Below are 26479 nucleotides of genomic sequence, written 5' to 3'. Positions count from 1 at the left end.
GCACACTACCTCTTACAGCATCGCGCCAAGGCCGCTGTAACGCTATGAATTGGCGCATAATTTCATCCTTGTATCGAATCCGATCCAAGGAATTATGCGGTAAGCTTGCCGTCCAGATAAAGCTGGAGCGTAGCGCGCGTACCCTTTTCCCAGAGGGTTTTCAATGCATGGGCGAAACGGCGGCGGAAGAGATCGGACTGCGCGACCTCGCCGAAAATGTCGCCGAGCGCCAGAAAGGCCATCGGATCGTCCTTGGCGGCCAGCGCGGCCCTGTGGAGCCGGTCGGCGCTCTGGTCGTTGAAGTCGATCGGCCTGCCGGTGTCGGAGGTGCCGGCAAAGTAACGGCACCAAAGCGCCGATACCAGCGACAGCCCGACGACATCCTCGCCGCGCGCCAGCCGATCGGCGGTCGACGGCAGGATGAATTTCGGCTGCCGGTTGGAACCGTCCTGCGCCAGCCGCGGGATCGTGTCGCCGATCTTCGGATTGGAAAAGCGCGTCTCGATCAGTTTGTAATAGTCACCAAGGTCCGTGTTCGGCACCGGTGGAATGACCGGGATGATCTCGTCCTGTTCGAGTTTGGCGAGAAAGGCGCGGATCAATGGCTCTTCCATCGCCTCGTGCACGAAATGGATGTCGAGCAAGGCGGCGGGATAGGCGATCGCCGCATGGCCGCCGTTGAGGATACGGATCTTCATGTGCTCATAGGGTGCAACGTCGGGGACGAACTGGACACCCACCTTCTCCAGCGCCGGCCGGCCGAGCGGGAAGTGATCTTCGAGCACCCATTGCTTGAATTCCTCGCAGAACACCGGCCAGGCATCCTCGATGCCGTAGTCGTCGGCGACGATGCCGATCTCGCGCGCGCCTGTCGCCGGCGTGATCCGGTCGACCATGCCGTTCGGGAACGCGACATTGGCGTCGATCCAGTCGGCAAAGGCAGGATCGAAGAGACGGGCGAGCCCGGCAACCGCCGCATGGGTAACCTCACCATTGCCCGGAATGTTGTCGCAGGACATCACGGTGAAGGGCGGCACGTTTGCGGCCCTGCGCGCGTTGAGGCCGGCGACGATCAGGCCGAACACCGTCTTCGGCGCTGAAGGGTTCTGCGCATCGGCGACGATTGCCGGATGGGTCGGGTTGAAGACGCCGGAGGCCGGATCGATGAAGTAGCCACCTTCGGTGATCGTGAGCGAGACGATGCGGATTGCCGGATCGGCAAGCCTCGCGACGATCGCCGGGACATCTCCGGGCTGCAGATAGTCGATCATGGCGCCGGTCACATGAGCGCCGGTGCGGTTGTTGTCCTGCTCGACGACGGTCGTCAGGAAATCCTGCTCCGCGAGCTTGGCGCGCATCGCCGCATCCGAGGCAAGCACGCCCGCGCCGATGATCGCCCAGTCGCGGTCATGCCCGGCATTGAAGAGATCGTCGAGATAGACGGCCTGGTGGGCCCTGTGAAAATTGCCGACGCCAAAATGCACGATGCCTGCCGTCAGTTGCGACCGGTCGTAGGCAGGCACGCCGGCTTTGGCCTTGATCGTGTCGAGGGCGGCAGTTGAGAGTTTGGTCGTCATGATCCCGTATCCTTTCGAGGCCTTACCCGTGTAACGGGTTCAGCTCATCCAATTGCCGCCGTCGACGTTGTAGGTCTGCGAGACGACATAGTCGCTCTCGGCTGACGCGAGGAAGATCGCCATGCCGGTCAGGTCCTCGGCCGTTCCCATCCGGCCGAAGGGCACTTCCGCGCCGACGAGCTTCTTCTTTTCACCGAGCGGGCGGTTCTCGTATTTGGCAAACAGTGCATCGACACCGTCCCAGTGCTCGCCATCGACGACACCGGGCGCGATCGCGTTGACGTTGATGCCGTGCTTGATGAGGTTGAGGCCGGCCGACTGGGTGAGGCTGATGACGGCAGCCTTGGTGGCGCAGTAGACGGCGACCAGGGCCTCGCCGCGCCTGCCCGCCTGGCTCGCCATGTTGATGATCTTGCCGCCCCTGCCCTGATCGATCATCTGCCTGGCTGCCGCCTGCAGCGTGAACAGCGTTCCGGAAACGTTGATCGCAAACAGCCGGTCATAGCTCGCGCGGCTGATTTCGACGATCGGCGCGAGGTCGAAGAGCGCGGCATTGTTGACGAGGATGTCGAGCCCGCCCGCTTGCCGGACGACGGCGGCGATCGCCTCGTCGATCGATGCCTGTTGCGTTACGTCCATCTCGACCGCATAGGCGCCGGTGCCGATCTCGGTTGCCGTCTGGCGCGCGCGCTCGACGTTGATGTCGGCGATCGCGACCGTGGCGCCCTCGCGGATATAGGCCTCCGCAAAGGCACGACCGATCCCTCGCGCCGACCCGGTGATCAGCGCGCTCTTTCCTTCGAGTCGTTTCATCGAACTGCCAGCCCCTTGTCGTCGAACCGGTGCACCCGCTGCGGATCCGGTGTCAGGAACACCCGGTCGCCATGGGTGACGGCAAAGTCGCCGCTGACCCGTGCCGTCACCGTGCCGATGCCATCGTCGACATTGACGTGCAGGAAGGTGTCGGAGCCGAGGTGTTCGGCAACGCCGACCGTGCCCTGCCAGGCGCCGCTTTCCTTGGAAAGCACCAGATGTTCTGGGCGAATGCCCATGGTGTGTGCCTGGTAGGCGGAAGCAGCAGAACCGCTGACGATGTTCATGCGCGGCGAGCCGATGAAACCGGCGACGAACAGGTTGTCCGGCTTGTGGTAGAGATCGAGCGGCGAGCCCACCTGCTCGATGCGGCCGCGATTGAGCACCACGATCTTGTCGGCCATGGTCATGGCTTCCACCTGGTCGTGGGTGACGTAGATCATCGTCGTCTTCAGGTCCTGGTGCAGCTGGCTGATTTCCAGCCGCATGTTGACGCGCAGTGCCGCGTCGAGGTTCGACAATGGCTCGTCGAACAGGAACGCCTTCGGCTGGCGCACGATCGCCCGGCCGATCGCCACGCGCTGGCGCTGGCCGCCGGATAGCTGCCGCGGCTTGCGGTCGAGATAGTCGGTGAGGTTCAGCACCCGTGCTGCATCCGACACCTTCTTGTCGATGACCGCCTTGTCCTCACCCGCCATCTTCAGCGGAAAGGCGATGTTCGAGCGCACGCTCATATGCGGGTAGAGCGCATAGGACTGGAACACCATCGACAGGCCACGTTGGGCCGGCGGCAGTTCGGTGGCGTTCTTGCCGTCGATGACGATGTCGCCGTCACTGACGTCTTCGAGGCCTGCGATCAACCTCAAGAGCGTCGACTTTCCGCAGCCCGACGGTCCGACGAAGACGACGAACTCGCCGTTGTTGATGTCGAGATCGATCGACGGGATGACGGCATGGGCGCCGAAGACCTTCGATACCTTGCTGAGTGTAATGCTTCCCATTGTCGTATCCCTTATTTGACCGCGCCGAAGGTGAGGCCGCGCACGAGCTGCTTCTGCGAGAACCAGCCGAGTATGAGGATGGGGGCGATCGCCATTGTCGAGGCGGCCGAGAGCTTGGCGTAGAACAGACCTTCCGGGCTCGAATAGGAGGCGATGAAGGCGGTCAGAGGTGCTGCCTTGGCGGCGCTGAGGTTCAGCGTCCAGAACGCCTCGTTCCAGGCGAGGATGATGTTCAAGAGCAGTGTCGAGGCGATGCCGGGGATCGCCATCGGCGTCAGCACATAGATGATCTCCTTGGTGAGCGAAGCGCCGTCCATGCGCGCCGCCTCCAGGATCTCGCCGGGGATCTCCTTGAAGTAGGTGTAGAGCATCCAGATGATGATCGGCAGGTTGATCAGCGTCAGCACGATGACCAGGCCGGTGCGGGTGTCGAGCAGGCCGGTGTTGCGGAACAGCAGATACATCGGCACCAGCACGCCGACCGACGGCATCATCTTGGTGGAGAGCATCCACATCAGCACGTCCTTGGTGCGTTTGGTCGGCGAGAACGCCATTGCCCAGGCGGACGGGATGGCGATGATCAGGCCGATCAGCGTCGAACCGAAGGAGACGACGACCGAGTTCATGAAGTGCAGGAAGTAGTTCGAGCGGCTCTGCACCTCGTGATAGTTCTCCGTTGTCCAGTCGAAGAAGAACAGGGACGGCGGCGAAGCGATCGCCTCCGCCTCGGTCTTGAAGCTCGTCAGGAACGTCCAGAGGATCGGGAAGAAGATCAGGATGCCGATCGTCCAGGCGACGACGGTCACGACGATCTTTCTTTGGGTGGAGACGTTGCGTGCCATGGTTTTCAAGCCTCCAGCGTCTTGCCGATCATGCGCATCAGGAAGAATGCGACGATGTTGGCGAGGATGACGGCGATGATGCCGCCGGCCGATGCGCCGCCCACGTCGAACTGCAGCAATGCCTGCGCGTAGACGAGGAAGGTCAAATTCGTGCTCTGCGTGCCAGGTCCGCCATTGGTCGTCACCAGGATCTCGGCGAAGACCGAAAGCAGGAAGATCGTCTGAATGAGGATGACGACGGTGATCGCGCGGGAGAGATGCGGCAGCACCAGGTAGATGAAGCGGCTCCAGGCGCCGGCACCATCCATCTGCGCGGCTTCCTTCTGCTCCTCGTCGAGCGACTGCAGCGCGGTCAGAAGGATCAGCGTCGCAAAGGGCAGCCATTGCCAGGCGACGATCAGGATGACCGACATCAGCGGCGCATTGGCGAGGAAGTCGAAGGGTTGCAGCCCGAAGAGCTTGGCAACCCAGGCAAAGAGCCCGTTGACCGGGTTCATGAACATGTTCTTCCAGACGAGCGCGGCCACCGTCGGCATGATCAGGAAGGGCGCAATCACCAGGATGCGCACGATCCCCTGCCCGAACATCGGCTGGTCGAGCAAAAGCGCCAGCGCGATGCCGCCGACAACGGTGATGAACAGCACGCCGAGCACGATCGCCAGCGTATTGAAGATCGCCTGGAAGAAGGCGGGGTCGGTCAGGAAGTAGCTATAGTTCGAGAAACCGGCGAACTCTTCCATTCCCGGCATCAACAGGTTGTAGCGCAGGAACGAGAAGTAGATCGTCATGGCCAGGGGAACAATCATCCAGGCCAGAAGCAGAAGCACCGAAGGCGCGATCATCAGCCGCGCGGCGGAGCGTGTGTGCAAGGTCGCCATGGCGTCCCCCCAAAGACGGAATTCAACGCTTGTTCGAAAGCTCGGACCGGGCGCGCACGGGTCACCGCGCGCGCCGCGGAACGTCCTCCGGGAGAGCGGCCCGGAGGAGAATTACCGGGGCACCGGCCATTTGCGACCAGCACCCCGGGCCCTTGGGAGCCTCACTTGATGTAGCCGGCCTTGGTCATCTCACGCTCGGTGAGCTGCTGGGCACTGGCAAGTGCATCGTCGACGCTCATCTGGCCGGCAAGTGCCGCCGAGAATTGCTGGCCGACCGCCGTGCCGAGCCCTTGGAATTCCGGGATCGCCACGAATTGCACGCCGACATAGGGAACCGGCTTGACCGCCGGGTTCTTCGGGTCGGCCGCGTTGATCGAGTCGAGCGTCATCTTCGCGAACGGCGCCGCCTTCTGGTACTCGGCATTCGCATAGAGCGAGGTGCGCGTGCCCGGAGGCACGTTGGCCCAGCCTTCCTTGTCGGCAACGAGCTTCAGATAGTCCTTGCCGGTTGCCCAGGCGATGAACTTCTCTGCAGCTGCCACCTTCTGCGAGCCTGCGGGGATCGCAAGGTTCCAGGCCCAGAGCCAGTTGCCGCGCTTGCCAAGACCGGTGTCGGGAGCGAGCGCGAAGCCGACCTTGTCGGCAACCGTCGATTCCTTCGGGTTGGTGACGAAGGAGGCGGCCACCGTCGCGTCGATCCACATGCCGCACTTGCCGGTCTGGAACAGCGACAGGTTCTCGTTGAAGCCGTTCGAGGATGCGCCGGGCGGTCCGGCGTCGTTCATCAGCTTGACGTAGAAGTCGAGCGCGTTCTTCCACTCCGGCTGGTCGAACTGCGGCTTCCAGTTCTCGTCGAACCAGCGCGCGCCAAACGCGTTCGCGGTCGCCGTCAGGAAGGCCATGTTCTCGCCCCAGCCGGCCTTGCCGCGCAGGCAGATGCCATAGATTTCGTTGTTCTTGTCGGTGATCTTGCGCGCCGCATCGGCGATGAAATCCCAGGTCGGCGCATCGGGCATCGTCAGCCCCGCCTTCTCGAACAGGTCCTTGCGGTACATCACCATCGAGCTTTCGCCGTAGAACGGCGCTGCATAGAGCTTGCCGTCGATGGTCAGGCCCGAACGGATCGCCGGCAGGAGGTCGTCGACGTCATACTCGGCGCCGAGATTGTCGAGCGGCAGCAGCCAGCCCTGCTTTGCCCAAATCGGCACTTCATAGGTGCCGATCGTCATGATGTCGTACTGCCCGCCCTTGGTGGCGATGTCGGTCGTCACGCGCTGGCGCAGCACGTTTTCCTCGAGCGTCACCCACTCGAGCTGAATGTCCGGATTCTTGGACGTGAAATCATCCGTCAGCTTCTGCATCCGGATCATGTCGCCGTTGTTCACGGTCGCGATCGTCAGGGTTTCTGCTTGGGCCAGACCCGACAGCGCGACTGCCGAGCACGTGCCCAGCAGGAAAGTTCTCAAATTCATCGACTTCCTCCCAGAAGAAAATGAGCATTTGCCTTGCTCATGGGCAATTACTCACTTCTCGTGACAAATTGTCAATGCGCAATCGTTGCTGCGCCGCACACGAAAACATTAGAAGATTGTTTTGATTGCTGATTTTTTCATCACGCAAATGCGAAAGGCCGGCACATCGGCCGGCCTTTTCAAACGTTTCGTGTTGCGATCACGCGTTGAGCAGATAGCTCGCTGTCGCCTCATCGGTGATAAGACCGTTGATGATTCCGCCCTTCACGGCCGCCCGCAGCGCCTCGTACTTGCGCCGGCCCTTGGCGAGACCGATCACCGACGCCTTGTCGCGCGACGGAAGCGGCACCGACGCAACGCGCTCGTTGAAGCTGCCGGATAGCAGCGCGCCGTCGTGGTCGAACATCCAGCCGCAGATCTCACCCGCCGCTCCAGCCTTGGTGAGATCAGCCATCTCGTCCTGGGCCAGAAACCCGTCCTGACAGAGCGGCGCGTCGGGGCCGAGTTCGCCAACGCCGACAAACGCAACATTCGCCTCAGCACCAAGCTTCAATGCCACCTGCACCAGGCTCTGGCTGTGCAGCACCTCGCGCTCCTCCGGCGAGGCGGCGAGCACCGGCAGCGGCATCGGAAAATGCCGCGCCTTGACCGCATCAGCCATGCTGAAGATGACGTTGTAATAGGCGGCCGAGCCGTCAAGACCGATATTGCCGGTGAGCGATACGATGCGGTGCTGCGGACATTCCATCGGCGGCAACTGGTCGACCGCTGCCTTCAATGTGCGGCCGGTACCGATCGCCAGCACCTGCGGTTCGGTCGACTTCAGCCAGCGCTCGATTTCGGCAGCACCCGCTTCGGCGATGCCGACCGTCGTCGAGGTGGACCCCGGATCGCTCGGCACCACCTCCACATACTTCAGTCCATATTTGTCGCGCAGGCCCGCGGCAGCCTCCAGGCAGGCGGCGATCGGATGATCGAGCCGAACCTTGATCAGCCGCTCGGCCATGGCGAGCGAAACCAACCGCTGCGCCGACTGCCGCGAAATTCCCATAACGGTCGCGATCTCGTCCTGGGTGCGGCCGGCGACATAGTATAGCCAGCCCGCCCGGGCAGCATCGTCAAGCCTGTTGTTCGCCTCGCTCCTGCGCGCCATGCCTGTTCTCCGTTCCCCTCTTGATCTGCTGCCACTATTGCCCCGCCCTGTCAAACATCGGTCAAGAACAAGGGCTTGGCAGGTGTGCCGCAAAGCCCGACATCACAAGGCTTTTTGGTCGTTTCGACCTCAAACTTTTACCGTTTGATAAAAAAATAAAGCGTGTTACCGTTCCATCATCCTGAGAAAACATTGGGAGCCAAAAATGGGAACGACACAATCTGGGATCCTCGGCGGCCGCTTGCCGCTCGGGGAGTACGAGAGCAATTTCTCCGACCTGCATCCACCGCTCGACAAGCACGAGGCCCTCGTCGCTTCCGACCGCTGTTACTTCTGTCATGACGCGCCGTGCATGACGGCCTGTCCCACCTCCATCGATATCCCGCTGTTCATTCGGCAGATATCGACGGGCAACCCGATCGGATCGGCCAAGACGATCTTCGATCAGAACATTCTGGGCGGCATGTGCGCCCGCGTCTGTCCCACCGAAACGCTGTGCGAACAGGCCTGCGTTCGCAACACCGCCGAGGAGCGTCCAGTCGAGATCGGCCGCCTGCAGCGCTACGCGACCGACGTGGCGATGAAGGAGAACAAGCAGTTCTACACCCGCGCCGAAACCTCCGGCCGCAAGGTTGCCGTCGTCGGCGCCGGCCCGGCGGGACTGGCGGCGGCGCACCGCCTTGCCGTCAAGGGCCACGACGTGGTGATCTACGACGCGCGTCCGAAGTCCGGCGGCCTCAACGAATACGGCATCGCCGCCTACAAATCCGTTGACGACTTCGCCCAGAAGGAAGTCGACTACGTGCTGTCGATCGGCGGCATCGAAGTGAAGAACGGCCAAGCGCTCGGCCGTGATTTCACCCTTGCCGATCTCTCGGAACAATATGACGCCATCTTCCTCGGTCTTGGCCTTGCGGGTGTCAACGCGCTGCGCCTCGAAGGCGAAAACGCCGCGGGCGTCGATGACGCCGTCGACTTCATCGCCGCCTTGCGCCAGTCGAAGACCAAGGCCGATATCCCCGTTGGCCGCCGCGTCGTCGTTCTCGGCGGCGGCATGACCGCGATCGACGCCGCCGTTCAGGCGAAGCTGCTGGGCGCCGAAGAGGTGACGATCTGCTACCGCCGCGGCAAGGAGCACATGAACGCGTCCGAGTTCGAGCAGGATCTGGCCGCCTCCAAGGGCGTCACCATCCGCCATTGGCTGCAGCCGAAGCGCATCGCCGAGAAGGATGGCAAGGTTGCCGGCATCGAGCTCGAATATACGACGCTCGCAGACGGAAAACTGACGGCGACGGGCGAAACGGGTATCATAGCAGCCGACCAGATCTTCAAGGCGATCGGCCAGAGCTTCCTCGGAAGCGGCCTTGGCGCGCTGCAACTCGAAGGCGGCCGGATCGTTGCGGACGCCGAAGGACGCACGTCGATCGACAACGTCTGGGCCGGCGGCGACTGCGTGCTCGGCGGTGAGGACCTGACGGTTTCCGCCGTCGCCATGGGCCGCGACGCCGCTGAATCGATCAACCGGGCTTTCGCCGCGGCTGCGCCGCGCGCGAGCGCAGTTGCCTAAAGGATCGGGAGGAAGAACCAATGGCTGATCTTCGCAACAATTTCGTCGGCATCAAGTCCCCGAACCCCTTCTGGCTGGCATCCGCCCCGCCGACGGACAAAGCCTATAACGTCGAGCGCGCCTTCAAGGCGGGCTGGGGCGGCGTCGTCTGGAAGACGCTCGGCGAGGAAGGACCGCCCGTCGTCAACGTCAATGGACCACGCTACGGCGCAATCTGGGGTGCGGACCGGCGGCTGCTCGGTCTCAACAACATCGAGCTCATCACCGACCGCGACCTCTATGTGAACCTGCGCGAAATGAAGCAGGTGAAGATGAACTGGCCGGACCGGGCGCTGATCGCCTCGATCATGGTGCCCTGCGAGGAAGAGGCGTGGAAGGCGATCCTGCCGCTGGTCGAAGAGACCGGCGCCGACGGCATCGAGCTCAATTTCGGCTGTCCGCACGGCATGTCCGAACGCGGCATGGGTGCCGCGGTCGGCCAGGTGCCTGAGTATATCGAGATGGTCGTGCGCTGGTGCAAGCAGTACACCCGCATGCCCGTCATCACCAAGCTGACGCCGAATATCACCGACATTCGCAAGCCCGCCCGCGCCGCCAAGGCCGGCGGCACCGACGCCGTGTCGCTGATCAACACGATCAACTCGATCACCTCCGTCAACCTCGACACCTTCTCGCCAGAGCCGTCCATTGATGGTCGCGGCAGCCATGGCGGCTATTGCGGCCCGGCGGTCAAGCCGATCGCGCTCAACATGGTCGCCGAAATCGCCCGCGATCCGGAAACCCACGGCCTGCCGATCTCGGGCATTGGCGGCATCACCACCTGGCGCGACGCGGCCGAGTTCCTGGTGCTCGGCGCCGGCAACGTCCAGGTCTGCACCGCGGCCATGACCTACGGCTTCAAGATCGTCCAGGAAATGATCTCGGGCCTATCCGACTGGATGGACGCCAAGGGCCACCGCACGCTCGACGACATCACCGGCCGCGCGGTTCCGAATGTCAGCGACTGGCAGTATCTCAACCTCAACTATGTCGCCAAGGCAAAGATCGACCAGGATGCGTGCATCAAATGCGGTCGCTGCCACATCGCCTGCGAGGACACCTCGCACCAGGCGATCACCCAGTTCGTCAACGGCGTGCGCCACTTCGAGGTGATGGAAGACGAGTGCGTCGGCTGCAATCTCTGCGTCAACGTCTGTCCCGTCGAGAACTGCATCACCATGGAAGAACTTCCGGCCGGCACGCTCGACCAGCGCACGGGCAAGCTTGTCGACCCGAACTATGCCAACTGGACGACGCACCCGAACAACCCGATGGCCCGCCAGGCCGCGGAGTAAAGATCTCGTTGCAACCGATAGAAACGCCGCCGGACCCACGATCCGGCGGCGTTTTCCGCTTCAAGGTCAGAATTCGACCACGACCTTGCCGAACGGCCCGCGGTCGAGATGCGCCAGCGCATCCTGGAACCGCTCGAACGGATAACGGGCATCGATGACCGGCTTGATCCCGGTGCGGTCGATGGCACCGACCAGATCCGCAAGCGCCCGGCGATGGGCGACGCCGATGCCCTGAATGACAGGCGATTTCAAAAGAACCGGCGTTACCGGCGCCGAGATTTCGGCACCCTCGAACACCCCGATGACCGAGATCCTCCCCTGCACGGCAACCGCCTGCAGCGACTTGCCGAGATTGGCGCCGCCGGCGATCTCCAGGATATGATCGGCACCGCGATCGCCGGTGATCTCAAGGACACGTTCCGCCCAGTCCTCGGCCAGGCGGTTGATGCCATGGTCAGCGCCCAGAGCAAGCGCGCGTTTGAGCTTGTCCTGACTGGCCGAGGTGACGATGACCTCGGCCCCATGCGCCTTGGCGATCTGCAATCCGAACAGCGACACACCGCCGGTGCCCTGCACGACGACACGGTCGCCGGCCTTCGGATGTCCCTTCTCGACCAGAGCAAACCAGGCCGTCACCCCGGCGCAGGGCAATGTGCTCGCCTCGCCATCGTCAAGGCTTTCGGGCGCCTTTACGAACCAGTCTTCGGGGAAGGCGACATATTGCGAAGCAACGCCTGGGTTGAGGCCGCCGAGCGCAAACGACGTTGGATGGCGGGCGGTTCCCGGCTTTTGACCGTCGATCCAAGTGGGATCGAAAACCGAAATCACGCGCTCGCCGGGCTGGAAACGCGTCACGCCGCTCCCGACGGCCTCAACGACGCCGGCCATGTCGGAGCCCGGCACGAAAGGGAAGGACAGCGGCATGCCCATGCCGTTTTCCAGCACCAGCTTGTCACGAAAGTTGAGCGACACGGCGGTCGTGCGAACCAGCACCTCGCCCGGTCCTGCTTCTGGAACGGGTCGCTCCGTGATCTTGAGGTTCTCGGCTCCAAGTGTGTCGATCGTCCATGCCTTCATCAGTCTCGCCATGGTTCGCTCCTTTGCTGGATTGATCTGATGGCGAAACCATAGCGTTGAAATTATCTCGCCAGTTGCGATAAGATTTCGCCATATTGGTTCCAGAAAGGATACAATTATGGAGCGATTGGGAGGGATTTCCGCCTTTGTCGAGGCGGCCGAAGCCGGTGGATTTTCGGCCGCAGCCGAGCGGCTCAATCTCTCACGCTCCGCAGTCGGCAAGGCGATTGCCAAGCTCGAACAAAGGCTTGGCGTGCGCCTCTTCCATCGCACCACCCGCACCCAGAGCCTGACTGTTGAAGGCCAGCTCTTTTACGAAAGCTGCCTGAGGGCGCTGGGCGAAATCCGGACCGGCGAAGCACTGCTTGAATCGGGAAAGCAGGACATCCGCGGCCGGTTGCGGATGTCCATGCCTGTGGTTTTCGGACGGCAATGCATCATGCCGCTGCTGTCGGAGTTGCTGCGCCAGCACCCGCATCTGGAACTCGATGTCAATTTCAGCGACCGAAGGATCGACCTCGTCGAGGACGGCTTCGATCTCGCCATTCGCACCGGCCCGCTGCAGGACGACCCGGATTTGATGGCGCGCAAGGTTGCCGACCAGCCAATGACGGTCTGCGCCTCCCCTGCCTACCTCGAGACGCACGGTACCCCACGCAGCATCGACGACCTTCTTAGCCATCAGGCAATCCTCTACCGGCGCAGCAGTGATGCACTGTCATGGTCTTTCCCGATCAAGGGAGCAGCGCCGCGGCAGGTGACGCCGCCGGCGCGGCTGAAGCTCGACGATCTCACGTCGATCGCCGATGCGGCGGCTGACGGTTTCGGCCTTGCCTGGCTGCCATGCTGGCTCGTGCGCGGTCACGTCGCCTCCGGGCGCCTCGTCAGGATCCTCACCGATGTGCCCGCCCTCTCCTTCGGAGCGCACGCCGTATGGCCGCGCACGCAATACATGCCGCCGAAATTGCGCCTGATGATCGACACGCTTGCCGAGCGGCTGGCTCCCATGATGGAATGAGTGGGAAAGCAGCCGTGACTTTCGGAGGTGCTCGACATGCAGAAAGCGACCGGCATTGGCGGCCTCTTCTTTCGCAGCAGCGATCCCGAGGGGCTTGCGGCCTGGTATGAGACCCATCTCGGCCTCAAGTCCGTGCCGTCGAACTATGGCGATCCGTGCTGGCAGCAGCGCGCCGGCAGCACGGTCTTTGCCCCGTTCAATCGGGACACGGACTATTTCGGCCGAAAGGAACAGATGTGGATGGTCAACTTCCGCGTCGACGATCTCGACGCAATGGCGGCGCAGCTGCGGGCCGCCGGCATTGACGTGACGATCGATCCCGAAGCCTATCCGAACGGCCGCTTCGCCCGACTCCGCGACCCTGAAGGCAACCCGATCGAGCTCTGGCAGCCGAACCCCGGTGAATAACGTTCCCGGCCGATAACGAACAGGACACGAAAACGAAACAGATTGTGTAAAAATGGTAAGTTGTCGGCCCGCACGATCTGGATAATAAGGGAGAACTCATACGGGGTGCGTGACGCGTTCGATCAAGGGCTGCGGCGCATTTTCCGACGTTCTGACACTGCAGCCGGACGAAGCTCCGGCAGAGCCGGACCAGCTGCTTGACGATCATTTCGGCCAACCGACGCAAGCGAATGCACCTCGTTTCCGGGGCGATTCTCGGCACGTTCATCCTGGCGCATTTTTTCAATCATGCGCTTGGCCTGATCTCCATCGAGGCGATGGAAACCGCGCGCAAGGCTTTCAACCTCATCTGGCACAGCGTTCCCGGCACCGTGCTCCTCTATGGCGCCTTGTTCCTGCATTTCGCCATGGCGCTCGACAGCCTCTACCGGCGCCAGACGCTTCGCATGCCCGCCCGCGAAGCGCTGAAGATCATCTTTGGCCTCAGCCTGCCCTTCCTGTTGATCGGCCATGTGACCGCTGCCCGGGTCGAACCGCTGCTTACCGGCATCGATACGGACTATCCGACCATGCTGAGGGTATTGTGGTCGAGTTCGACCAACGCGATCAGGCAGTCGGCAGCGCTCTTGCTCGCCTGGGGTCATGGCTGCCTCGGCGCCTGGTTTTGGATGCGCGGGCGAACCTGGTTTCCCCGTTACGAAATCCTTCTCTACACGGTCGCGATCCTTGTGCCGATCTTCGCCCTGCTCGGCTTTGTCAGCGGCGCCCGCTCGCTCGAAAATGACTATGCCGAACATGGCGGCTACGGCGACCGGGCCTACACGAAGCCAGCCGTAGACCTCACGCTTCTCGAGGATATCCGCCTCGGCCTCTATTTCGGCTTCAGCGGGCTGATCGGCGGCACCTTCCTGCTGCGCGCCATGCCGAAGGGCGGCCGCATTCGCGTCCGCTATCCCGATGGCCGGGTCGCAACCGTCAATCTCGGATTCAGCGTGCTCGAAGCAAGCCGCGCCGCCGGTATTCCGCATGTCTCGGTCTGCGGCGGCCGCGGCCGTTGCTCGACCTGCCGCGTGCGCGTCATCCAGGGCATGGAGGACCAGCCCGCCCCCGAGGATGCGGAGCTTGCGACCCTCACCCGCATCGGCGCGCCTGACAATGTGCGGCTCGCCTGCCAGTTCCGCCCAGTGCACAACGTCACGGTCGTGCCGATCCTCGACAGTGACAGCCTCGGCATCAAGAAGCAGCTCGGACGCGAGGGCGGCGAAGGCCGGGAGCGGCGGATCGCCGTGCTCTTCTGCGACCTGCGCGATTTCACCAGCATCGCCGAGCACAAGCTGCCCTTCGACACCGTGTTTCTGCTCAACCGCTACTTCGAGATGGTCGGCGAAGCCGTCGAGGATTCCGGCGGCATCATCGACAAGTTCATCGGCGATGGCGCGCTGGCGATCTTCGGCCTCAAGAGCACCTATACCGAAGCCTGTCGGCAATCGCTGGCAGCCGCGGTACGGCTCTCCAAGGGTATCGAGGCCCTCAACCAGACCTTCCGCGGCGAGCTCGACGAGCCACTGCGCATTGCGATCGGGCTGCATGCCGGTCCTGCCATCATCGGCGAGATCGGCTACGGCCAGGCAACCTCGCTGACGGCCGTCGGCGATACGATCAACACCGCAAGCAGGCTCGAGGGCCTGGCCAAGGAACACGACGTCCAGCTCGCCGTCTCGGCCGAGCTCGTCAACCGCGCCGGCCTGATAATCGAAGGACACGAGCGGCTGGACATCAGCCTGCGCGGCCGGCAGGCGACGCTCGAAACCTGGATTGTCGAAGATGCCGCGCGCATCTCCGCGGCCTTGCAACCGGCGCCGTCAAACGCTTAGGTAGACTTCCTTCGCCCCAGTGTCCCGGAAGCCCGCATGAAACAAGACGTCTCCCCGAAAACGGCTCACCAGGTTCATGCGACGGGCATAGAGAAACTCAAGGCGCATCTGGCGATGCTGACCTTCGCCATCCTGATCGCCGGGTCCTTTTCCTTCGGCGGGCTTGCCACCCAGCACATGGGCGCCGGACCACTGACCCTCTGGCGCTACCTTTTGACCGTCGTCGTGCTCGGGCTGATGACCTTCGGCTACGCGCGCGTTCCCCTCCATTTCCCCAAGCAATCGTGGCGCTTCCTGATCCTCGGCGGCCTGATCGCCGTTTACATGCTGACGATGTTCAAGGCGCTCGAGTTCACCAATCCGGTATCGACGGGCGCGGTCTTCACCCTGATGCCGCTGTTGAGCGCCGGCTTTGCCTTTCTGCTGCTTGGCCAGCATACCCGCCCGGGCGTGCTCGCCGGCCTCATCATCGCAGCACTCGGCGCGGTCTGGGTGATCTTCCGCGCCGATATCGGGGCGATCCTTGCCTTCGATGTCGGCCAGGGAGAGCTGATCTTCTTCGTCGGCGTCGTCTGCCACGCGGCCTATGTGCCGCTGATCCGCAAGTTTGGCCGCGAGGAAAGCCCATTTGCCTTTGGATTCTGGGTTGCCGTTTTCACGGTACCCTGGCTGCTGGTGCCGGGCGGCGTTGGCCTCGTCACGGCAGACTTTGCGAACCTGCCTCCAGTCGTCTGGATCGCCGTCCTCTACCTGGCGGTGGTCACCACGGCGATCACCTTCCTGCTGCTGCAGTATGCCTCGATGCGGCTGCCGGCGTCGAAAGTGCTCGGCTACGGCTATCTGACGCCAAGCTTCATCATCCTGCTGGAAGGCCTGCTCGGCCACGGCTGGACCAGCCTGCCGGTTCTTGCCGGCGCACTGACCACGGCCTGCGGGCTCCTGTTGATGGCGCTCTTGCCCGATTGACCAGTTGAAGGCCCTATGGGGTCGGCTGCTCGCTCACCTGCAGTCCGTCGACGAAGAGCCGTTCGAGAAAGCGGGCCGCGTCTTCGAAGCGCCCGTCGCCTGAATTGCCCTGGCCGAGCACAGCGCGCACCTGCACGTCGAAGTCGGCATAGTGCTGGGTGGTCGACCAGATCGCGAAGATCAGGTGATAAGGGTCGCATTTGGCGATCTTGCCCGCCTTCGCCCAGGCACGGATTACCTCGGCCTTCTCGTCGACCAGCGCCTTCAGCGGCCCCTTGAGTTCGTCTTCGATATGGGGAGCGCCCTGCAGCACCTCGTTGGCGAAGAGCCGGCTTTCACGCGGATAGTCGCGGGCCATCTCGAGCTTGCGCCGGATATAGCTGCGGATTTCGGCAACCGGATTTCCCTCGGCATCGAACGCGCGCAGCGGGTCGAGCCAGGTATCGAGCACCCGGTCGATCAGCGCCCGGTGCATGGCCTCCTTGGTGCGGAAATAATAGAGCAGGTTTGGCTTCGACATGCCCGCCACGTCAGCGATCTGGTCGACGGTCGCGCCGCGAAAACCATTGGCCGAGAAGACTTCGAGCGCGGCTTCCAGGATGCGCTCTTCCTTCTCCTCCTGGATGCGTGTCCGCCTCTGGGTCCTTGCCGCTCTCGGTAGTACCATCTGTCCCCCTGCCGGTATCCGCGCGCCTCGCCGCGCAGGAACCGATCTGCCCAATTTCCGGCCTCGCCATCTTCTTGGGCAACAACCTCGTTTTTTTGTTTTTCCGGCTTGAGTGCCGCAACGGAAGTTGTAATGTTTACCAACCGGTCAAATTATCAGCCAGTTCACCGCCAAAGGCAACGGCTGATCGAAGGGCACCAGAAAAAACCAAGCCTGGATTTGACCACGGGAACAGGAGGGCCCGCCGACGAGGCAAAGCCCTGAAAAAGAAGAGGAGACCGCCGTGGCTGCACCTGGCGAGAACATGCGCGTCAATGCCGACCGCCTGTGGGATTCACTTATGGAAATGGCCAAGATCGGCCCTGGTGTCGCCGGCGGCAACAACCGCCAGACGCTGACCGACGCCGACGCCGAAGGGCGCCGCTTGTTCGAGTCCTGGTGCGAGAAGGCGGGTCTCTCCATGGGCGTCGACACCATGGGCAACATGTTCTTCACCCGACCCGGCACCGACCCGGATGCGCTCCCCGTCTATGTCGGCTCGCATCTCGACACGCAGCCGACCGGCGGCAAGTTCGACGGCGTGCTCGGCGTGCTTTCCGGCCTTGAAGTCGTGCGCTCGATGAACGACCTCGGCATCAAGACCAAGCATCCGGTCGTCGTCACCAACTGGACGAACGAGGAAGGCGCACGCTTCGCGCCGGCGATGCTCGCCTCCGGCGTCTTTGCCGGCGTCCACAGCCAGGACTTTGCCTATGGCCGCAAGGATCCGGAAGGAAAGACCTTCGGCGACGAATTGAAGCGCATCGGCTGGGCCGGCGACGAAGAGGTCGGCGCCCGCAGGATGCATGCCTATTTCGAATATCACATCGAGCAGGGCCCGATCCTCGAAGCCGAGGGGAAGGACATTGGTGTCGTCACCCACTGTCAGGGCCTGTGGTGGCTGGAATTCACGCTGACCGGACGCGAAGCCCATACGGGCTCGACGCCGATGAACATGCGTGTCAACGCCGGGCTCGCCATGGCCCGCATCCTGGAAATGGTCCAGGGTGTCGCCATGGAGAACCAGCCGGGCGCCGTCGGCGGCGTCGGCCAGGTGATCTTCTCGCCCAATTCCCGCAACGTGCTGCCGGGCAAGGTGGTCTTCACCGTCGATATCCGCTCGCCCGACAGGGCCAAGCTCGACCGCATGCGCGCCAAGATCGAGGCGGAAGCGCCAAAGATCACCGAACCGCTCGGTGTCGGCTGTTCCATCGAGGCGATCGGCCATTTCGAGCCGGTCACCTTCGACCCGAAGCTGGTCACGGCAGTGCGGAGCGCCGCCGAACGCCTCGGCTATAGCCACATGAACCTCATCTCCGGTGCCGGCCACGACGCCTGTTGGGCCGCCAAGGTGGCGCCGACGACGATGATCATGTGCCCCTGCGTCGGTGGCCTCAGCCACAACGAGGCGGAGGACATCTCCAAGGAGTGGGCCAGCGCCGGCGCCGACGTCCTCTTCCACGCCGTCGTCGAAACGGCCGAAATCGTCGAATGAGTTTGCGGGCGGGACGAAAGTTCCGCCCTTTTTCGTGGCGCCGCCTGGGCGCCGGAAGCGCAATCGCGAGGATTAAGAACCATGAGCAGTGTCATCAAGGGTGGAACCATCGTCACGGCCGACCTCACCTACAAGGCGGACGTCAAGATCGAGGGCGGCAGGATCGTCGAGATCGGCCCTGATCTCTCCGGCGACGAGACGCTGGATGCGAGCGGCTGTTACGTGATGCCGGGCGGCATCGACCCGCACACCCACCTCGAAATGCCCTTCATGGGCACCTACTCCTCCGATGATTTCGAAAGCGGAACGCGGGCGGCCCTTGCGGGCGGCACGACCATGGTGGTCGACTTTGCGCTGCCCTCGCCCAACCAGTCGCTGCTCGAAGCGCTCACCATGTGGGACAACAAGTCCACCCGCGCCAACTGCGACTACTCCTTCCACATGGCGATCACCTGGTGGAGCGAACAGGTCTTCAACGAGATGGAGACCATCGTCAAAGACAAGGGCATCAACACCTTCAAGCACTTCATGGCCTACAAGGGCGCACTGATGGTCGACGACGACGAGATGTTCTCGTCCTTCCAGCGCTGTTCGGCCCTCGGGGCACTGCCGCTGGTGCATGCGGAAAACGGCGACGTCGTCGCCCAGTTGCAGGCAAAGCTGCTTGCCGAAGGCAACAACGGACCGGAAGCGCATGCCTACTCGCGCCCGGCCGAAGTGGAGGGCGAAGCCACCAACCGCGCGATCATGATCGCCGACATGGCCGGCTGCCCCGTCTACATCGTGCACACCTCGTGCGAGCAGGCGCATGAAGCGATCCGCCGTGCCCGCTCCAAGGGCATGCGCGTCTTCGGCGAGCCGCTGATCCAGCACCTGACGCTCGACGAAACCGAATATTTCAACAAGGACTGGGACCATGCGGCCCGCCGCGTGATGTCGCCGCCCTTCCGCAACAAGCAGCATCAGGACAGTCTCTGGGCCGGCCTTGCCTCGGGCTCGCTGCAGGTGGTGGCGACCGACCACTGCGCCTTCACCAGCGAACAGAAGCGCTTCGGCGTCGGCGACTTCACCAAGATCCCGAATGGCACCGGCGGCCTCGAGGACCGCATGCCGATGCTTTGGACCCATGGCGTCAACACCGGCCGCATCACCATGAACGAGTTCGTGGCGGTGACCTCGACCAACATCGCCAAGATCCTCAACATCTACCCGAAGAAGGGCGCGATCCTCGTCGGCGCCGATGCCGATCTCGTGGTCTGGGATCCGAAGCGGACCAAGACGATCTCGGCCAAGAGCCAGCAGTCGGCGATCGACTACAACGTCTTCGAGGGCAAGGAGGTCAAGGGCCTGCCGCGCTTCACGCTGACCCGCGGCGTCGTCGCGATCGAGGAAAGCACGATCAAGACCCGCGAAGGCCACGGCGAGTTCGTCTCCCGCGATCCGTTCCCGGCGGTCAGCTCCGCGCTTTCGACCTGGAAGGAAGTCACGGCCCCGCGCGCCGTCCAGCGCACCGGCATTCCGGCGACCGGCGTCTGAGGCCTCATGTTTCGCGGCTTGCACTTCTTCGCGCCGCTCTGTCCCACCGGACATGCCTCGCCAGATCGGCGCGGCGGTTCGGCTTGGGATGCTTCAGGCCGGCACGAGCGCATCGAGTTCGGGGAGAAGCACGAGGCTTTCGCGCTGGTTCGGGTCGGTGCGCGCGATGACGGCCGAACAGGGCGCGTCCGAACGGTTTTCGGGCAGATGCGGCACACCGGCCGGAATGTAGACCATCTCGCCCGCCCGCGCGACGACGTGCTCCTCCAGCCGCTCGCCAAACCAGGTCCAGGCTTCGCCAGAAAGCACGTAGATCGCCGTCTCGTGGCTTTCGTGCAGATGCGCCTTGGCGCGCGCACCGGGCGGGATCGTGACGATATGCATGCAGAGGCCTGTCGCCCCGACGGTCTCGGCCGCGATGCCCTCGAAATAGTTGAGCCCCTGCTGGCCGGCCATGACGCCTGCGGGACGAACCACGCGACAGCCCGGATTGGATGATCGAGACATGAGCGTTCTCCAGAATTCCCTGAAAAACCAGCAACAAACGGCTCCGCAGCCAAATCCGCGATTGCATGTTGCCGGTCCGGATAGCAGTCTGACACAGACCAGCCAGAATGAGTATTTGCCGATGACGTCCAATACCGCATCCGTGGTTTCGGCCCGGGACCTCTGCCTGACTTTTGAAACCGCCGATGGGCCGGTGCATGCGCTGACCGGTGTCAACCTGGACGTCGCCAAGGGCGACTTTGTTTCCTTCATCGGCCCGTCCGGCTGCGGCAAGACGACCTTTCTGAGGGTCATCGCGGATCTCGAAAAAGCAACCTCCGGCAAGATCAGCGTCAACGGCATGAGCGCGGAAGAAGCGCGCAAGCAACGCGCCTATGGCTACGTGTTCCAGGCCGCGGCGCTCTATCCCTGGCGCACGATCGAGAGCAACATCGCCCTGCCGCTCGAGATCATGGGCTATTCCAAGGAAGAGAAGAAGGCACGCATTGAGCGCACGCTCGACCTCGTCAATCTCACGGGCTTCGGCAAGAAATATCCCTGGCAGCTCTCCGGCGGCATGCAGCAGCGCGCATCGATCGCCCGCGCGCTCGCCTTCGACGCCGATCTGCTCCTGATGGACGAGCCCTTCGGCGCGCTCGACGAAATCGTCCGCGACCACCTCAACGAACAGCTGTTGAAGCTCTGGGCGCGCACCAACAAGACGATCTGTTTCGTCACCCATTCAATCCCCGAGGCCGTCTACCTCTCCACCAGGATCGTGGTGATGAGCCCGCGCCCCGGCCGTGTCACCGACGTCATCGAATCGACGCTGCCGCGCGAGCGCCCGCTCGGCATTCGCGAAACGCCGGAATTCCTGGAAATCGCCCATCGCGTTCGCGAGGGCCTGCGCGCGGGACACAGCTATGACGAATAGTGCCGTGATCCGCCCGGCCGAACGGACCGACATGGCCGCCTGTGCCGGCATCCTCAACCGCTGGATCGACGCCACGCCGTGGATGCCACGCGTGCACGATCATGCCGATGTCGAACGCTACTACGCCGACACGGTGTTTGCCGAGCGCAGGGTGATCGTCGCGGAGCGGAAGAACGACGTCGCGGGCTTCCTTGCTCTTTCCGACGACCGCTATGTCACTGCGCTTTACATCGACGCGCCTCATCGAGGCGCCGGCATCGGCTCCCAGCTCGTGGAGGCCGCCAAGGACTTGTCCCCGGAAGAACTCAATCTCTGGACCTTCGAACACAATCGTGGTGCCCGGCGCTTCTACCAGAACCAGGGCTTCAACGTCGTGAGGCGGACGGACGGCGACAACGAAGAAAGGCTTCCCGATATCCTCTATCGCTGGCGGGCCAAGGAGATGCAGGCATGAACCTCGCCTATGGCCTCTGGATGCTGCTGGCAACGACGATCTTCCTTGGCGGCGCGACGGCCTCGCGCGCCTACGTTTCGAACAACCATCTCGGCATGCTCTGCCTCGCCCTCGGGCTCTATGTGATCGGCAACATCATCATGGTGAAGCTGATGCGCGAAGGCGGTCTGGGGCTCGCGATCTCGCTTTCGGCGATCGTGCAGCTCGTGCTCGTCAACGTCATCGCCTTTGCAGTCTTTGGCGAACGGATGAGCCTGACACAGGCCGCCGGCGTGCTTCTGGGCATCGTCGCCATGGGCCTGATGCTGTTCCCGGCAAGCGGAAAGGCGTGACGATGCAGGAACCAAGCTTCCTCAGGGACAAGTTGCTGCCGGTCGGCACCGTCGTCCTGTTGTTGATCGCCATTTGGTATGCCGCGGTCGTCTTCCTCAACGCCCCCTTCGAGCGCGACACGGCGGCGCGCGCCGGCACCGAGATCACCTTCTCAGAAATCGCGCGCAACACCATGGCGCAGGAACGCCCGGTGCTGCCGGCGCCGCATCAGGTGATCGCCGAAATCTGGGACACCACCTTCAACAAGGCAATCACCTCCAAGCGCAGCCTCGTCTATCACGCCTGGATCACGCTCTCGGCAACCCTGCTCGGCTTCGGCATCGGTGCAGCACTCGGCATCCTGCTTGCGGTCGGCATCGTGCATAACCGCGCCATGGACCGCTCGCTGATGCCCTGGGTCATCGCCAGCCAGACGATCCCGATCCTCGCCATCGCGCCGATGATCATCGTCGTCCTGAACGCCATCGGCATTTCCGGGCTCTTACCGAAGGCGCTGATCTCGACCTACCTGTCCTTCTTTCCCGTCGTCGTCGGCATGGTGAAGGGACTGCGCAGTCCCGAAGCGATCCAGCTCGACCTGATGCACACCTATAACGCTTCCTCGGCGCAGACCTTCTGGAAGCTCCGCTGGCCGTCGTCCATGCCCTATCTCTTCACCTCGCTGAAGGTCGCCGTCGCCATCTCGCTTGTCGGCGCGATCGTCGGCGAGCTGCCGACCGGCGCCGTCGCCGGCCTCGGCGCCCGTCTGCTTGCGGGCTCCTACTACGGCCAGACGGTGCAGATCTGGGCAGCGCTGTTCATGGCAGCGGCCCTTGCAGCAGTCCTCGTCATGATTGTCGGCTTCGCCCACACGGCCGTCCTGAAGCGCATGGGAGCCAAGCCATGAACCTTACCGTCCTCGCCGCGGCGATCATCTTCTGGCTCGCCGCCTGGGCCTTCAACGAGTGGCTGGTGCGGCAGAAGTTCCAAAGCGATGCCGCCAACAGTGCCGCGCGCTTTGCCGTGCCGCTGATCTTCGGCATCACCATCCTCGTCCTCTGGGAAGGCATCGTGCGCGGCTTCCAGGTCCCGTCGGTGCTGCTGCCGGCGCCCTCGATGATCTGGCAGAAGCTGATCAATTCGCTGCCGACGCTTGGCGCCGACTTCCGCCAGACGTTCCTGAAGGCCGTTCTGATCGGCTACACGCTCGGCTGCGGGCTCGGCTTCGCCGTCGCGATCCTGATCGATCGCTCGCCCTTCCTGCAAAAGGGCCTGCTGCCGCTCGGCAACTTCGTCTCGGCCCTTCCTGTGATCGGCGTCGCACCGATCATGGTCATGTGGTTCGGCTTCGACTGGCAGTCGAAGGTCGCCGTTGTCGTCATCATGACTTTCTTCCCGATGCTGGTGAACACGGTCGCCGGCCTTGCCGCCGCCAGCCACATGGAGCGCGACCTGATGCGCACCTATGCCGCGTCCTGGTGGCAGACGCTCGTCAAGCTGCGCCTGCCGGCCGCCTGGCCGTTCATCTTCAACGCGCTCAAGATCAACTCGACGCTGGCGCTGATCGGCGCCATCGTCGCCGAGTTCTTCGGAACCCCCATCGTCGGCATGGGGTTCCGGATTTCCACGGAAGTGGGACGCATGAATGTCGACATGGTCTGGGCCGAAATCGCCGTCGCGGCGGTGGCAGGCTCCGCCTTCTACGGGGTGGTCGCACTCGTCGAGCGTGCCGTCACCTTCTGGCATCCTTCCATCCGCGGAGGGCGCGCCTGACAAAACTGCCTGAGCAATTCCAGGAAAGTGTGAAACGGTTTTCCGTCGGAAATTGCGCAGTTGAAAGAAAATGAAGCAAAAACAAGAGGGAACTAACATGAACAAAAGACTTGCATCGCTTCTCGCCGCAGGCGTCTTTTCGCTCGCAGCGTTCCAGGCTGAAGCTGCCGAGAAGGTGACGCTGCAGCTGAAATGGGTGACCCAGGCTCAGTTCGCCGGCTACTATGTCGCCAAGGACAAGGGCTTCTATGAAGAGGAAGGCCTCGACGTCGACATCAAGCCCGGCGGTCCGGATATCGCCCCGGCTCAGGTGATTGCCGGCGGTGGCGCCGATGTCATCGTCGACTGGATGCCCTCGGCGCTCGCCACCCGCGAAAAGGGCGTGGCGCTCGTCAACATCGCCCAACCCTTCAAGAAATCGGGCATGATGCTGACCTGCCTGAAGGAAACCGGCGTCACCAGCCCCGACAAGTTCAAGGGACAGACGCTTGGCGTGTGGTTCTTCGGCAACGAGTATCCGTTCCTCTCCTGGATGTCGCACCTGAAGATCCCGACCGACGGCGGACCGAACGGCGTGACGGTCCTGAAGCAGGGCTTCAACGTCGACCCGCTGATCCAGAAGCAGGCGGCCTGCATCTCCACCATGACCTACAACGAGTATTGGCAGGTCATCGACGCCGGCATCAAGCCCGACGATCTCGTCACCTTCAAGTACGAGGACCAGGGCGTGGCAACGCTGGAAGACGGTCTCTACGTGCTGGAAGACAAGCTCAAGGACGCCGCCTTCAAGGAGAAGATGGTCAAGTTCGTGCGCGCCTCGATGAAGGGCTGGAAATACGCAGAAGCCAATCCGGACGAAGCCGCCGGCATCGTTCTTGAAAACGACTCCACCGGCGCCCAGACGGAGAAACACCAGAAGCGCATGATGGGCGAAATCGCCAAGCTCACGGCCGGCTCGAACGGCGCGCTCGACGAGGCCGACTACAAGCGCACGGTGCAGTCTCTGCTTTCGGGCGGTTCCGATCCCGTGATCTCCAAGGAGCCTGAGGGCGCCTTTACGCACGAGGTCACCGACGCCGCACTGAAATAGGACCATCGGGCTTCATAGCAAGAGAGGGTCGCACGACGGGTAATCGTGCGACCCTCTTCCGTTTTCTTAGCGGTCGTTCGCATCCGCCAAGTTGCCGCCGGGTACCGGGCGTGGGGGTAGGTATTCCGACAAGCAACGACGCTACCGTTGCTTGCGATCGTCAAGATCGTGTCAAGATCGCAACCATAACCGCAGAACGAACGGAATATTGAGGCACCACCGCTTCGTGCACCTTGTAAGTGCAAGGACCCGAGATTACATAGGCGGCGATGTTTGTTGGAGGCAGGCATGACGGAGGACACCATTTTCCTGATGCATTGCCTGCGGTAACCGGTCCCAGTTCCGCCCGCGTCTACGGTCTGATACCGTGCACGCGGAACGCGAAGTGAGGAAAACGCCATTTCCTGTTCCCGTGCGATCGCCCGGGCGTGATGGCGGCGTGATAAAATAGCCTGATTGCCCGTGGATGCTGCCTTGAGCGGCGATCCGCTCGATGTTGTTTCCATTGCCGGGACTGTGAAGCCAATGGCTCAAAAAGTACTGCCCCTTCTCAGCCTGTGCGCTGCGATGACGTTTGGTTCGTTTTCGCCGGTTCGGGCCGACGAAGCCACGCAACCGGCGCCGACAGCGAACCTTCCCTCCATCGTTGTGACCGCCGCAGTCGACCAGCCGATCAGCGACCGTGTCGTTGCGACCGGCACCATACAGGCGGTCGAGCAGGTCTATGTCGCCCCGATGGTCGATGGTCTTTCCATCCGCTCGCTCAATGTCGATGTCGGCGACAAGGTCGAAGCGGGAAGCGTGCTCGTGGTTCTAAACGACGATGCGCTTCGCTTGCGCAAGAGCGAGCTCGAAGCTGCCCTTGCCAAGGCCGATGCCGGACTGGCGCAGCTGAACGCCCAGCTCAGCGAAACCAAGGCGAACAACGACGAGGCCAGGCGGGTCAGCGATCGCGCTGCAGGGCTCTCTAAGAACGGCACCGTTTCGACGGCCGAGGCCGACCGGGTCCGGGCGCTCGCCATTGCGACGCAAGCGCGGGTCCGTTCCGCCGAGCAGGCTGTGGCTGTCGCCAATGCAGACATCAAGGTGGCGCAGGCGCAGATCGACGACATCGACCTCCGCCTGACCCGCACCGAGGTCAAGGCCCCCGTTGGCGGCGTGATCTCCGCCAAGAACGCCAAGATCGGCGCGATTGCCAATGGCAGCAACGAGCCGCTCTTCGCAATGATCCGCGACGGCGCCATCGAGATGAAGGCCGACGTCGCCGAAGCCGATATCATCAAGCTTGCGGTCGGCCAGCCCGCGACCGTGACACTTGCCGGCGGCAACGCCAAGGTGGAAGGATCGATCCGCCTGATCGCTCCGACCGTCGATCCGGTCAGCCGCCTCGGCACGGTTTTCATCAGCCTCAACGACACCGCCAAGGCCCGCGCCGGCATGTATGCGAGCGCGCTGATAACCGCCGAACAGAAACAGGCGGTGGTCCTGCCGCAAACGGCGGTTACCAACGAGGACGGCCGCACCATCGTTCGCAAGGTCGAAAACGGCGTCATCCGCATCCTGCCGGTCAAAACAGGGATTTCCGATGGCAAGTTCGTCGAGGTCCTCGAAGGACTGACCGCCGGTGAGGAGGTCGTGGCAAGGGCCGGCGCCTATGTCCGCGACGGCGACCGCATCAACCCCGTCAAGTCAGCGCAACCAGCGACAAACTGA

Annotated in this window: 25 protein-coding genes; 15 read left to right on the top strand and 10 right to left on the bottom strand. The window is 63.0% G+C overall.

The annotated features are described in order from the left end of the window. Positions 1-92: 92 nt before the first annotated feature. The 7 genes from BBX50_RS00560 to BBX50_RS00530 form a co-directional block, all read right to left on the bottom strand. The gene (locus BBX50_RS00560; RefSeq protein WP_065773372.1) at positions 93-1577 is read right to left on the bottom strand and encodes a mannitol dehydrogenase family protein; all 1485 of its coding nucleotides are present in this window, start codon (positions 1575-1577) and stop codon (positions 93-95) included. Between the two features lie 39 nt (positions 1578-1616). After that, positions 1617-2390 (bottom strand): L-iditol 2-dehydrogenase, encoded by a 774-nt coding sequence (locus BBX50_RS00555; protein WP_065773371.1) that lies wholly within the window; start codon positions 2388-2390, stop codon positions 1617-1619. Beyond that, positions 2387-3391, bottom strand: a complete 1005-nt coding sequence (locus BBX50_RS00550; RefSeq protein WP_065773370.1) for an ABC transporter ATP-binding protein — start codon at positions 3389-3391, stop codon at positions 2387-2389. The genes BBX50_RS00555 and BBX50_RS00550 overlap by 4 nt, the downstream gene beginning before the upstream one ends. A gap of 11 nt (positions 3392-3402) precedes the next feature. After that, positions 3403-4233, bottom strand: coding sequence for a carbohydrate ABC transporter permease (locus tag BBX50_RS00545; RefSeq protein ID WP_053248074.1), 831 nt, complete (start codon positions 4231-4233; stop codon positions 3403-3405). 5 nt (positions 4234-4238) lie between these two features. Next, positions 4239-5111, bottom strand: coding sequence for a sugar ABC transporter permease (locus BBX50_RS00540; RefSeq protein WP_057249060.1), 873 nt, complete (start codon positions 5109-5111; stop codon positions 4239-4241). A 161-nt stretch (positions 5112-5272) separates the two neighbouring features. Then, on the bottom strand, positions 5273-6583 hold the full coding sequence (locus BBX50_RS00535) for a sugar ABC transporter substrate-binding protein (RefSeq protein ID WP_065773369.1): 1311 nt from the start codon (positions 6581-6583) through the stop codon (positions 5273-5275). Between the two features lie 199 nt (positions 6584-6782). Further along, positions 6783-7736 carry a sugar-binding transcriptional regulator gene (locus tag BBX50_RS00530; RefSeq protein WP_065773368.1) on the bottom strand — a complete coding sequence of 318 codons (954 nt, stop codon included), beginning with the start codon at positions 7734-7736 and terminating at the stop codon, positions 6783-6785. Positions 7737-7941: 205 nt separating this feature from the next. Between BBX50_RS00530 and BBX50_RS00525 the strand changes: the two genes are divergently transcribed. Both BBX50_RS00525 and preA read left to right on the top strand, forming a co-directional pair. Continuing rightward, positions 7942-9303, top strand: coding sequence for an NAD(P)-dependent oxidoreductase (locus BBX50_RS00525; RefSeq protein WP_065773367.1), 1362 nt, complete (start codon positions 7942-7944; stop codon positions 9301-9303). Positions 9304-9323: 20 nt separating this feature from the next. Next, positions 9324-10637, top strand: a complete 1314-nt coding sequence (gene preA / locus BBX50_RS00520) for an NAD-dependent dihydropyrimidine dehydrogenase subunit PreA (RefSeq protein ID WP_065773366.1) — start codon at positions 9324-9326, stop codon at positions 10635-10637. A gap of 66 nt (positions 10638-10703) precedes the next feature. On the opposite strand, the gene BBX50_RS00515 is transcribed toward preA, so the two are convergent. Further along, the gene (locus BBX50_RS00515) at positions 10704-11726 is read right to left on the bottom strand and encodes an NAD(P)-dependent alcohol dehydrogenase (protein ID WP_065773365.1); all 1023 of its coding nucleotides are present in this window, start codon (positions 11724-11726) and stop codon (positions 10704-10706) included. Between the two features lie 106 nt (positions 11727-11832). Between BBX50_RS00515 and BBX50_RS00510 the strand changes: the two genes are divergently transcribed. The 4 genes from BBX50_RS00510 (at position 11833) to BBX50_RS00495 (ending at position 15980) form a co-directional block, all read left to right on the top strand. Further along, on the top strand, positions 11833-12732 hold the full coding sequence (locus BBX50_RS00510) for a LysR family transcriptional regulator (RefSeq protein ID WP_065773364.1): 900 nt from the start codon (positions 11833-11835) through the stop codon (positions 12730-12732). A 36-nt stretch (positions 12733-12768) separates the two neighbouring features. Next, positions 12769-13140, top strand: coding sequence for a VOC family protein (locus BBX50_RS00505; protein WP_065773457.1), 372 nt, complete (start codon positions 12769-12771; stop codon positions 13138-13140). Between the two features lie 197 nt (positions 13141-13337). Next, positions 13338-15014: an adenylate/guanylate cyclase domain-containing protein gene (locus BBX50_RS00500; protein ID WP_065773363.1), complete on the top strand. Its 1677-nt coding sequence runs from the start codon at positions 13338-13340 to the stop codon at positions 15012-15014. A 36-nt stretch (positions 15015-15050) separates the two neighbouring features. Next, positions 15051-15980 (top strand): DMT family transporter, encoded by a 930-nt coding sequence (locus BBX50_RS00495; RefSeq protein WP_065773362.1) that lies wholly within the window; start codon positions 15051-15053, stop codon positions 15978-15980. Between the two features lie 13 nt (positions 15981-15993). Here the strand turns inward: BBX50_RS00495 and rutR are convergent, their stop codons facing one another. Beyond that, positions 15994-16647, bottom strand: coding sequence for an HTH-type transcriptional regulator RutR (rutR, locus tag BBX50_RS00490; protein WP_065773361.1), 654 nt, complete (start codon positions 16645-16647; stop codon positions 15994-15996). Between the two features lie 283 nt (positions 16648-16930). Here rutR and BBX50_RS00485 point away from each other — a divergent pair, with 283 nt between their 5' ends. Both BBX50_RS00485 and hydA read left to right on the top strand, forming a co-directional pair. Beyond that, positions 16931-18181 (top strand): Zn-dependent hydrolase, encoded by a 1251-nt coding sequence (locus BBX50_RS00485; protein WP_139108423.1) that lies wholly within the window; start codon positions 16931-16933, stop codon positions 18179-18181. 81 nt (positions 18182-18262) lie between these two features. Then, positions 18263-19717, top strand: coding sequence for a dihydropyrimidinase (gene hydA, locus BBX50_RS00480; RefSeq protein ID WP_065773360.1), 1455 nt, complete (start codon positions 18263-18265; stop codon positions 19715-19717). 93 nt (positions 19718-19810) lie between these two features. Here hydA and BBX50_RS00475 read toward each other — a convergent pair whose 3' ends face one another. Further along, entirely contained in the window at positions 19811-20224 is a 414-nt protein-coding gene (locus BBX50_RS00475) for a cupin domain-containing protein (protein ID WP_065773359.1), read from the bottom strand. Positions 20225-20345: 121 nt separating this feature from the next. On the opposite strand from BBX50_RS00475, the gene BBX50_RS00470 reads away from it, so the two are divergent. The 7 genes from BBX50_RS00470 to BBX50_RS00440 all read left to right on the top strand — a co-directional run bounded on the left by BBX50_RS00470 (position 20346) and on the right by BBX50_RS00440 (position 26479). Then, a complete protein-coding gene (locus BBX50_RS00470) occupies positions 20346-21137 on the top strand; it encodes an ABC transporter ATP-binding protein (protein ID WP_065773358.1) in 792 nt (263 codons plus the stop codon). Further along, positions 21127-21591, top strand: coding sequence for a GNAT family N-acetyltransferase (locus tag BBX50_RS00465; protein ID WP_065773357.1), 465 nt, complete (start codon positions 21127-21129; stop codon positions 21589-21591). The genes BBX50_RS00470 and BBX50_RS00465 overlap by 11 nt, the downstream gene beginning before the upstream one ends. Further along, positions 21588-21923 (top strand): hypothetical protein, encoded by a 336-nt coding sequence (locus BBX50_RS00460; RefSeq protein ID WP_065773356.1) that lies wholly within the window; start codon positions 21588-21590, stop codon positions 21921-21923. Before BBX50_RS00465 ends, BBX50_RS00460 begins: the two co-directional genes overlap by 4 nt. A 2-nt stretch (positions 21924-21925) precedes the next feature. Then, positions 21926-22810, top strand: coding sequence for an ABC transporter permease (locus BBX50_RS00455; RefSeq protein WP_065773355.1), 885 nt, complete (start codon positions 21926-21928; stop codon positions 22808-22810). After that, entirely contained in the window at positions 22807-23676 is an 870-nt protein-coding gene (locus BBX50_RS00450) for an ABC transporter permease (RefSeq protein WP_065773354.1), read from the top strand. Before BBX50_RS00455 ends, BBX50_RS00450 begins: the two co-directional genes overlap by 4 nt. Positions 23677-23773: 97 nt before the next feature. Beyond that, a complete protein-coding gene (locus tag BBX50_RS00445; RefSeq protein WP_065773353.1) occupies positions 23774-24766 on the top strand; it encodes an ABC transporter substrate-binding protein in 993 nt (330 codons plus the stop codon). 525 nt (positions 24767-25291) lie between these two features. After that, positions 25292-26479 carry an efflux RND transporter periplasmic adaptor subunit gene (locus tag BBX50_RS00440; RefSeq protein ID WP_065773455.1) on the top strand — a complete coding sequence of 396 codons (1188 nt, stop codon included), beginning with the start codon at positions 25292-25294 and terminating at the stop codon, positions 26477-26479.

The sequence above is a fragment of the Ensifer sp. LC11 genome (assembly GCF_001695835.1).
In the GTDB taxonomy this organism is placed as follows: domain Bacteria; phylum Pseudomonadota; class Alphaproteobacteria; order Rhizobiales; family Rhizobiaceae; genus Ensifer.
This window is presented reverse-complemented; position numbering and strand designations above follow the sequence as displayed.

What these genes read in the sequence shown, in the direction of transcription:
- BBX50_RS00525 (WP_065773367.1), top strand. Translation starts at nt 7,942, where the DNA reads ATGGGAACGACACAATCTGGGATCCTCGGCGGCCGCTTGCCGCTCGGG.
- BBX50_RS00510 (WP_065773364.1), top strand. Translation starts at nt 11,833, where the DNA reads ATGGAGCGATTGGGAGGGATTTCCGCCTTTGTCGAGGCGGCCGAAGCC.
- BBX50_RS00470 (WP_065773358.1), top strand. Translation starts at nt 20,346, where the DNA reads ATGACGTCCAATACCGCATCCGTGGTTTCGGCCCGGGACCTCTGCCTG.
- hydA (WP_065773360.1), top strand. Translation starts at nt 18,263, where the DNA reads ATGAGCAGTGTCATCAAGGGTGGAACCATCGTCACGGCCGACCTCACC.
- BBX50_RS00560 (WP_065773372.1), bottom strand. Translation starts at nt 1,577, where the DNA reads ATGACGACCAAACTCTCAACTGCCGCCCTCGACACGATCAAGGCCAAA.
- rutR (WP_065773361.1), bottom strand. Translation starts at nt 16,647, where the DNA reads ATGGTACTACCGAGAGCGGCAAGGACCCAGAGGCGGACACGCATCCAG.
- BBX50_RS00465 (WP_065773357.1), top strand. Translation starts at nt 21,127, where the DNA reads ATGACGAATAGTGCCGTGATCCGCCCGGCCGAACGGACCGACATGGCC.
- BBX50_RS00535 (WP_065773369.1), bottom strand. Translation starts at nt 6,583, where the DNA reads ATGAATTTGAGAACTTTCCTGCTGGGCACGTGCTCGGCAGTCGCGCTG.
- BBX50_RS00540 (WP_057249060.1), bottom strand. Translation starts at nt 5,111, where the DNA reads ATGGCGACCTTGCACACACGCTCCGCCGCGCGGCTGATGATCGCGCCT.
- BBX50_RS00555 (WP_065773371.1), bottom strand. Translation starts at nt 2,390, where the DNA reads ATGAAACGACTCGAAGGAAAGAGCGCGCTGATCACCGGGTCGGCGCGA.
- BBX50_RS00505 (WP_065773457.1), top strand. Translation starts at nt 12,769, where the DNA reads ATGCAGAAAGCGACCGGCATTGGCGGCCTCTTCTTTCGCAGCAGCGAT.
- BBX50_RS00455 (WP_065773355.1), top strand. Translation starts at nt 21,926, where the DNA reads ATGCAGGAACCAAGCTTCCTCAGGGACAAGTTGCTGCCGGTCGGCACC.
- BBX50_RS00515 (WP_065773365.1), bottom strand. Translation starts at nt 11,726, where the DNA reads ATGGCGAGACTGATGAAGGCATGGACGATCGACACACTTGGAGCCGAG.
- BBX50_RS00440 (WP_065773455.1), top strand. Translation starts at nt 25,292, where the DNA reads ATGGCTCAAAAAGTACTGCCCCTTCTCAGCCTGTGCGCTGCGATGACG.
- BBX50_RS00530 (WP_065773368.1), bottom strand. Translation starts at nt 7,736, where the DNA reads ATGGCGCGCAGGAGCGAGGCGAACAACAGGCTTGACGATGCTGCCCGG.
- BBX50_RS00495 (WP_065773362.1), top strand. Translation starts at nt 15,051, where the DNA reads ATGAAACAAGACGTCTCCCCGAAAACGGCTCACCAGGTTCATGCGACG.
- BBX50_RS00460 (WP_065773356.1), top strand. Translation starts at nt 21,588, where the DNA reads ATGAACCTCGCCTATGGCCTCTGGATGCTGCTGGCAACGACGATCTTC.
- BBX50_RS00450 (WP_065773354.1), top strand. Translation starts at nt 22,807, where the DNA reads ATGAACCTTACCGTCCTCGCCGCGGCGATCATCTTCTGGCTCGCCGCC.
- BBX50_RS00475 (WP_065773359.1), bottom strand. Translation starts at nt 20,224, where the DNA reads ATGTCTCGATCATCCAATCCGGGCTGTCGCGTGGTTCGTCCCGCAGGC.
- BBX50_RS00445 (WP_065773353.1), top strand. Translation starts at nt 23,774, where the DNA reads ATGAACAAAAGACTTGCATCGCTTCTCGCCGCAGGCGTCTTTTCGCTC.
- BBX50_RS00545 (WP_053248074.1), bottom strand. Translation starts at nt 4,233, where the DNA reads ATGGCACGCAACGTCTCCACCCAAAGAAAGATCGTCGTGACCGTCGTC.
- BBX50_RS00550 (WP_065773370.1), bottom strand. Translation starts at nt 3,391, where the DNA reads ATGGGAAGCATTACACTCAGCAAGGTATCGAAGGTCTTCGGCGCCCAT.
- preA (WP_065773366.1), top strand. Translation starts at nt 9,324, where the DNA reads ATGGCTGATCTTCGCAACAATTTCGTCGGCATCAAGTCCCCGAACCCC.